Consider the following 6,930-nt stretch of genomic DNA (forward strand, 5'->3'; position numbering starts at 1 on the left):
CCCTTCTCCCACGGGAGAAGGGGAGCAAGAAGTCCCTCTCCCGTGGGAGAGGGATATAGGGAGAGGGCAAACAATTGATAACTCATAGACCATTTCGGTTTACTCCATTTCTCCTTCCAGGTAATCAGCAATGCGCTGATTGACTTCCCGAAATAACTTGCGATTTTGTTTCAACGCGGTCTGCTTCTCCAGAAAATTCAAGAAACTGGCATGATAGATGCTGTAGCAACACTCTCCATCCTGATGCTGCATCCTTAAATATTCAATCCAACCGTCTAAAACATCCTCCACTTGTGCCTCGTCTTGCTCGGCAATTTCGGCAATCATTTCACTGGGAATGGGTGTCCCCACCTCCTTCAAGATAAACAGAATAATCACTATAAATTCTTGCGGTGCATCTTCCATGCCCATCCGCACCCAATGCTGTTGATAATATTCCTCTAACCCATTCGGTAACTGTGCCAACTGCAAATCATTATATTGACCCTCGGCAATGGCCGGTAACAGATAGCGCAGATACATAAAGTTATTCTCACTTTTGTCGGCTACCTGCTCCACAAACTCTTCTGTTGTGGTGCGCTCGGCTATCCAACGCTGCAAACTCTCTTGATGCTCTGGGTCTTGCAAAAATAAACCAATATAGGCTTTAATATCAATCTCACTTAACTTCATATACTTTTCTTCCCTCAAGTCCAACTCAGAATAAGGAACCCCAGGGGACAGATTCAACCGCTTCGTCTTCAAGGTATAGGGTCGCCGAGTCAAGAAAATATAAACCCGCTCCGGCAGCGTCATGGGCAAATATAAGAGGTTGCTTCCTGACTCTTGATTCACTTCATCTAAAGCATCAATCACTAAAATCAGTCGCTCTCCTGCGGGTAGCTTCTGACTCACTTTTTCCAGCAATGCCGGTAAATTGTCCCCTTCTGCCTTTTCCAACCGATACCGGCCAATTAACTGCTCGCGAATCCTCCTGAGAAATAAATCTGGGGTATTAATCCCCTGGGCTAAAATATTAAAATAATGGGGATAGTGTCGCTCAGATACCAATTTTGCAGATAGGGCAGTTTTCCCCATCCCCGCATCGCCAATGACGGTAAAATAGCCTTTGGGGTTGTGTTGAATAAACTGGTCAAATGCGTCAAAGACAAACTCGCGCCCACAAAATCGTTCAATTTTTTCTTGAATGAGCGCCTTAAATTCATCGGAGTACAACCCATCGGGTTTGGGAGGAACGATAGAACCGCAGCCATTGCGATATTGTTGTCTGAGAAATTTATGCAAGTGTCCAGCTTTTCCTGCACCGTTACAATTGGCTAAATCTTCAGATAGCGCTTTAAACTTGTCGTAAATGTCTCCCATTCTTTTCTTGACAGTTCCCTTGGGATCAGTCAATTTTGCCGCAACTGTATCTTCATCTAAACATTCATCTTCCTTGGGAAATTTTGCTAATAAAGTTTCTTCTTCTTTAGGCGATAACCCGCGCTTTCCAGAGATGTCTTTGATAAATTCTTGCCAAGTCATTGTCATAGAGCTGTTCTCCGCGATGTTGTCAGAAGCCGGGTTTCTTGGAGAAACCCGGCTTCTATCCCCAGGTCTATGTTACTATAAAAACAGCGCTACCGCTCCAATTTTAGACTTTGTTTAGACTTTTTAGACTTTAGTTAGACCTCGAATAGACTTTAGACTTTGCTGCTACTTTACCCTAAAAATTAGACTTTTTTCGAGACCTAGCTTAGACCTATTCTCAATCCTGGTGTGGCAGACTTGAAGAATAGATGAATTGAGGATAAGCCAATGAGCGTTTTGAATTCCAAGCCAGAACAACAACCGGAAAACCAGGGTGAAAATTGTCAGCAAAATAAGTATAAATGGTGCATTACTTTGGGTATTATTCTGTTAATTGAATTACCCCAAGTCGCCGCCGCATGGGTAACCTTGGCAGACCGGATGGCTTGGCCGTTGCCGGAACGCCCTGAAGTGGTGGAGGTGAAGCGCTGATACTGGCCTGCGCCCTTTTCAGGGTGCAGGGAATGGGGTTTTTGGATTACCTGTTACCTATGACCGGGTGAATGTGCCAGATGTCTTTGGCGTATTGTGCGATCGCGCGATCGCTGGAAAACTTACCGATCCTGGCCGTATTCAAAATCGATTGTTTCGTCCAACTTGCCCGATCTTGATAGGCTTGACTCACACGCTCTTGACAGTGGATATAATCGGCATAGTCAGCACAGAGTAAGTATTCATCCCGCTTCAACAAGGAATCAACAATGGGGTGAAATAACTCCGGATTTTCCGGGGAAAATTCCCCGTTGGCAATGCCATCGATCGCCGCTTTCAGTTCCCGATTCTGGCGATAATAGGATTTCGGATCGTACCCCTTCCCTTTCAGAGCTTGCGCTTCCGATGCGGTTAAACCAAACAGGAAGAAATTTTCCTCACCCACCTCTTCCCGAATTTCGATATTCGCCCCATCTAACGTGCCAATCGTTACCGCACCATTGAGGGCAAATTTCATATTTCCCGTGCCCGATGCCTCTTTTCCCGCCATGGAAATCTGTTCCGAGAGATCGGCAGCCGGGTAAATTTTTTGTCCCAAGGAAACAGAATAGCCCGCCAGGAACACCACTTTTAGGCGATCGCCCACCTCCGGATCTTGGTTTACCACCCTTGCCACCGCATTAATCAACTGAATCACCATTTTTGCCATAAAATAGCCCGGAGCCGCTTTCCCGGCGAAAATAAACGTCCTAGGGACAAGATTTAAACCAGGGTTCCGCTTAATCCGATGATACAAGGTGATTACATGCAGCACACTCAAAAGCTGACGCTTATACTCATGCATCCGCTTCACCTGAATATCAAACAACGAACTCGGATTCACTTCTAAATCATTAAACAACAAAATATGCTCGGCTAACTCCACTTTATGGTCATATTTGATCTGTTGCCATTGCTGTTGAAAGTTGGAATCATCCCCATAGGGTTCTAATCCTCGTAATTGCTCTAAATCCGTAATCCAACCCTGGCCAATTTTTGAGGAAATCAAGGCAGACAATTGAGGATTACTCAACAGCAACCAGCGCCGAGGAGTAATACCATTGGTTTTATTCTGAATTTTTTGCGGCCAATAGTCATGAAAATCCTGCAAAACTTGAGCCTTTAACAAATCGGTATGCAGTTGCGCCACGCCATTAATGCAGTGAGAACCCACAGCCGCTAAATGGGCCATTCTAATTTTTTTCTCTGGATATTCCTGCACCAAAGACATGCGCGACAATCGCTCTAAATCTCCTGGATAGCGAGAGCGAACTTCATTCATCAATCGCTGATTAATTTCATAAATAATTTCTAAATGTCGCGGGAGCAAGGACTTAAATAAACTCACCGGCCAAGTTTCCAAAGCTTCCGAAAGTAGGGTATGATTGGTATAGGCAAAAACATGCTTGGTAATGTACCAAGCGCGATTCCAGCCCAACTGATATTCATCGATCAATAACCGCATCAACTCCGCTACGCCAATAGATGGATGGGTGTCATTGAGCTGAATGGCGACTTTTTCATGGAAGCGATCGAAGGTTTCATATTGCCGCCGATAGCGATTAATAATATCTTGCAAAGAACAACTAACAAAGAAATATTGCTGCTCTAGCCGTAACTGTTTTCCCTGAGAGGTATTATCATTGGGATAGAGGACTTTAGAGATATTTTCCGAGAAGATTTTATCGGATACTGCTCCCACATAATCCCCGCGATCGAATTGGGCAAAATCGAGTTCTTCGGTGGCATAAGCTCGCCATAATCGTAACCGATTGACGGTCTGATTTTGATATCCAGGCACAGGGGTATCATAGGGGGTTCCGGTGATTTCGCGATCGCCAATCCACCTGACATGCATTTGCCCAGATTCATCGGGGACAAATTCCGTATATCCGCCAAATTTGACCCGCACACTCGCTTCTGGACGGCCCACTTCCCAAGGGTTTCCATAGCGCAACCATTTATCTGGGCGCTCCACTTGCACCCCATTGAGAATCAGTTGATCGAAAATGCCAAATTCATAGCGAATACCATAGCCGATCGCCGGTAAACTCAAGGTAGCTAATGAATCTAGAAAACAAGCGGCTAACCGACCTAAGCCCCCATTGCCTAACCCCGGTTCTGCTTCTAAAACCACCAAATCTTGAAGGTTTAAGCCCAATTGCTCTAAGGCTGTCACCGTGTCCTCATAAATGCCTAAATTGAGTAAATTATTACTCAGTTGACGACCCATAAGAAACTCGGCAGACAGGTAATAGACGGTTTTGGCCTGCTGTTCTTGGTAGCGACGACTGGTATGGAGACGATAATCGAGGAGGCGATCGCGCACTGTATAGGCCAGAGCCATATAATAATCATGGGGAGTAGCAAGATGAAGTGTTTTCCCTTGAATGCAATGCAGATTCCGAATAAAATCCTCTTTTAAGGCTTCCACCTGACTGTCCTGACTGCCAGGATTAACTGTCATTACATCATTATCTTGGGCAAAAGATTGGCTTGACATAATCTGATTTTAATCCCGAATAACGATTACATACGTTTGAAATGTAGATGCCAGAAGATACCCTATTGTTATAATCCTATGCTTAATCTGTTGCTTTACACAAGATTACCAAGGGGCAAGGGGCCCCTTGCCTTTTCTCTTAAGAATGTTTGACTCCATCTGGCATAATGGCTTTACTCAGGTCAGTTTTATCCAACTTTGCTGTGTCGAATTGGGCATTCGTTAAGTTCGCTCGGCATAAACTGGCCAGACTCAAATCCGCATAGCTTAAATTGGCATCAGTTAAATCTGCCCCACTTAAATCTGCGCTACTTAAATCTGCGCCACTTAAATCTGCGCCTCGGAGATCTGCACCAATGAGTTCCGCTTCACCCAGATTAATTCCACTCAAATTTGCACAGTACAAATTAGCTCGAATTAACCGAGCGCGGAACAAATCAGCGCCTAACAGATTAATCCGAAACAGATTGGCTGCAAATAGATCGGCTCGCAATAAGCGAATTCCGGGTAAATTGGCACTACTCAAGTCAGCTCGGAACAGGTCAACGTCCTTAAAATAACGTTCCCCTGCGGCATAACGGTCTAGAAATTCATTGACATCCATAGAAAGGTTCAGGTTTTAACATGAACACGAATCTCTATTGTCCCAACTGAAGGGGACAAACGTCACCTATCTAGGGGGTTTTTTGTAACAATTTGTTATAAGAGTTTCAGGTTTACATCGAGGATGTAGTGATAGACGGGGTTAGGGAGTGGGGCTTGTAAGTCTTGTAATCCATCAAAATATAGCAGTAAGGTGGGCAGGGTATGCTGATAGAATTTGAATAATTTGGCTTAGGCTCCTGCCCACCCTACAAGGATTGGTAATCATAGCGGTTTAATCGGACTTGATATCAGCCAGTCCCGTCCCTTCCATGTACGACTCCATTACCCTAGGATTTCCTGCCAGGTGAGATTGATTTGTTGGCGATTTCTGACGAGCTGTTCCGGGGTTCTGTCGCGCATCATCCCTTGCACTACCGCCACGCTATCCTTAATCAGAAACTGCCATTGAGCCACATTCACCGCTAGGGGATTTCCGGCATAGGTGAAGACTTTTAAGCCATTGCCACTGACGGCGATCGCCCGCGAGAGCAGTAACATTTTATTCAGCTTCAGTTTGGCTTGAATCTTCTCGATTTGTCCATAAGCCCTAGAAGGGTTTAATCCAGAGGGTTCTAGCTGGAGCGTGGACAAATAATCATAGCTGCGAATGACTAGCTCGATGGTTGCCACGGGTATAGAAAGGGTGAGTAGATGGCGCAAATCATAGCCATTAACATACATCCAGTTGGCTGTTTGGGCGATCGTCATATGATTAGGGCCAATGGAGCCAAATTGCAAGAGCTGAGTAAACCCCCATCCGGGAATCGGAATTCCCATAGACGTACACATATCCGAAACAATATGACCCAACCAAATTAAGGGGGCAAAAATTTTATCCTCCCCTGCCATATTCCAGGTTTTAATAATTCTTAAGTTGCCTTCGGTATCAAACGCCGTCAGGGAACCATTTAAGATATCAAATGTGCCAAAAATTAAGCCGAATAAAGGGTCATGGCCTAAACTCAGTAAGCGATGAGTTGTCGGGCGTAAACCAGGAATATCTGAAGAAAAACTTTTATCATAGGGAACCTTACAGACCTTTTCGCACCATTGCAAAAACGGGTGTAACTTGCCCTCATCCATTCCCAAGGTTCTCAACCATCCGGTAAATTGACTGCCCTTTTGCTGATATTTGCCTAAATAATTGATCTCTTTGGGAATGGCTACCACAAAGAAATCTAAGAGCGCTGCCACTAAACCCGCTATCCCCACCACGGCATAATCGAGCTGAGACAGAGGCGGCAATAAATCCGGTTTTTTCAGCACCTCTTGTTTTACCCGCTCTTCCAGGGGAACTAGGGGATTATTGAGAAAAAATTGATCGTCCCAAGTCGCTTTTTTAATGGGGGCAGGTTTAGCAGAGTTTTGGGCTAAAATTTCATCGACGGAAACCCCTAAAAGTTGGGCAATTTCTTGGATTTCTTGCTCGACTTTATCTAAGCGTTGGCAGTCTTGCTGTTGACTCTGGCGAAGAGTCTTGAAGTCTTGATGGATGTCTGACATTTTCTGATGGGACTCAGAAAATTGATCTTTGAAGTTAAATAAGTCTGACATGGTGCTATGGGCGGGTAATGGGTAATCGCTTGCCCTCTCCCTAAATCCCTCTCCCACGGGAGAGGGATTTTTTCTCCCCTTCTCCCGTGGGAGAAGGGGGTAGGGGGATGAGGGCGTTTTCCCCTCTCCCTAAATCCCTCTCCCACGGGAGAGGGACTTTTTCTCCCCTTCTCCCGTGGGAGAAGGGG

At 45.2% G+C, this 6,930-nt stretch carries 5 protein-coding genes; 1 reads left to right on the forward strand and 4 read right to left on the reverse strand.

Annotated features, from left to right (window positions below; all coding sequences use genetic code 11):
• Positions 1-99 precede the first annotated feature (99 nt).
• Positions 100-1,530 (reverse strand): AAA family ATPase, encoded by a 1,431-nt coding sequence (locus tag PMG25_RS22910; protein WP_283769223.1) that lies wholly within the window; start codon positions 1,528-1,530, stop codon positions 100-102.
• A 267-nt stretch (positions 1,531-1,797) separates the two neighbouring features.
• On the opposite strand from PMG25_RS22910, the gene PMG25_RS22915 reads away from it, so the two are divergent.
• Positions 1,798-2,001, forward strand: a complete 204-nt coding sequence (locus tag PMG25_RS22915; protein ID WP_283769224.1) for a hypothetical protein — start codon at positions 1,798-1,800, stop codon at positions 1,999-2,001.
• A gap of 46 nt (positions 2,002-2,047) precedes the next feature.
• Here PMG25_RS22915 and PMG25_RS22920 read toward each other — a convergent pair whose 3' ends face one another.
• The 3 genes from PMG25_RS22920 to PMG25_RS22930 form a co-directional block, all read right to left on the reverse strand.
• Positions 2,048-4,507, reverse strand: coding sequence for a glycogen/starch/alpha-glucan phosphorylase (locus PMG25_RS22920; protein WP_347178927.1), 2,460 nt, complete (start codon positions 4,505-4,507; stop codon positions 2,048-2,050).
• 175 nt (positions 4,508-4,682) lie between these two features.
• Positions 4,683-5,147, reverse strand: a complete 465-nt coding sequence (locus PMG25_RS22925; RefSeq protein ID WP_283769226.1) for a pentapeptide repeat-containing protein — start codon at positions 5,145-5,147, stop codon at positions 4,683-4,685.
• Between the two features lie 323 nt (positions 5,148-5,470).
• Positions 5,471-6,742: a hypothetical protein gene (locus tag PMG25_RS22930; protein ID WP_283769227.1), complete on the reverse strand. Its 1,272-nt coding sequence runs from the start codon at positions 6,740-6,742 to the stop codon at positions 5,471-5,473.
• Positions 6,743-6,930: the final 188 nt, after the last annotated feature.

The sequence above is a fragment of the Roseofilum capinflatum BLCC-M114 genome, from assembly GCF_030068505.1.
Classification (GTDB): Bacteria; Cyanobacteriota; Cyanobacteriia; order Cyanobacteriales; family Desertifilaceae; genus Roseofilum; species Roseofilum capinflatum.

What these genes read in the sequence shown, in the direction of transcription:
- PMG25_RS22920 (WP_347178927.1), bottom strand. Translation starts at nt 4,507, where the DNA reads ATGACAGTTAATCCTGGCAGTCAGGACAGTCAGGTGGAAGCCTTAAAA.
- PMG25_RS22930 (WP_283769227.1), bottom strand. Translation starts at nt 6,742, where the DNA reads ATGTCAGACTTATTTAACTTCAAAGATCAATTTTCTGAGTCCCATCAG.
- PMG25_RS22910 (WP_283769223.1), bottom strand. Translation starts at nt 1,530, where the DNA reads ATGACAATGACTTGGCAAGAATTTATCAAAGACATCTCTGGAAAGCGC.
- PMG25_RS22915 (WP_283769224.1), top strand. Translation starts at nt 1,798, where the DNA reads ATGAGCGTTTTGAATTCCAAGCCAGAACAACAACCGGAAAACCAGGGT.
- PMG25_RS22925 (WP_283769226.1), bottom strand. Translation starts at nt 5,147, where the DNA reads ATGGATGTCAATGAATTTCTAGACCGTTATGCCGCAGGGGAACGTTAT.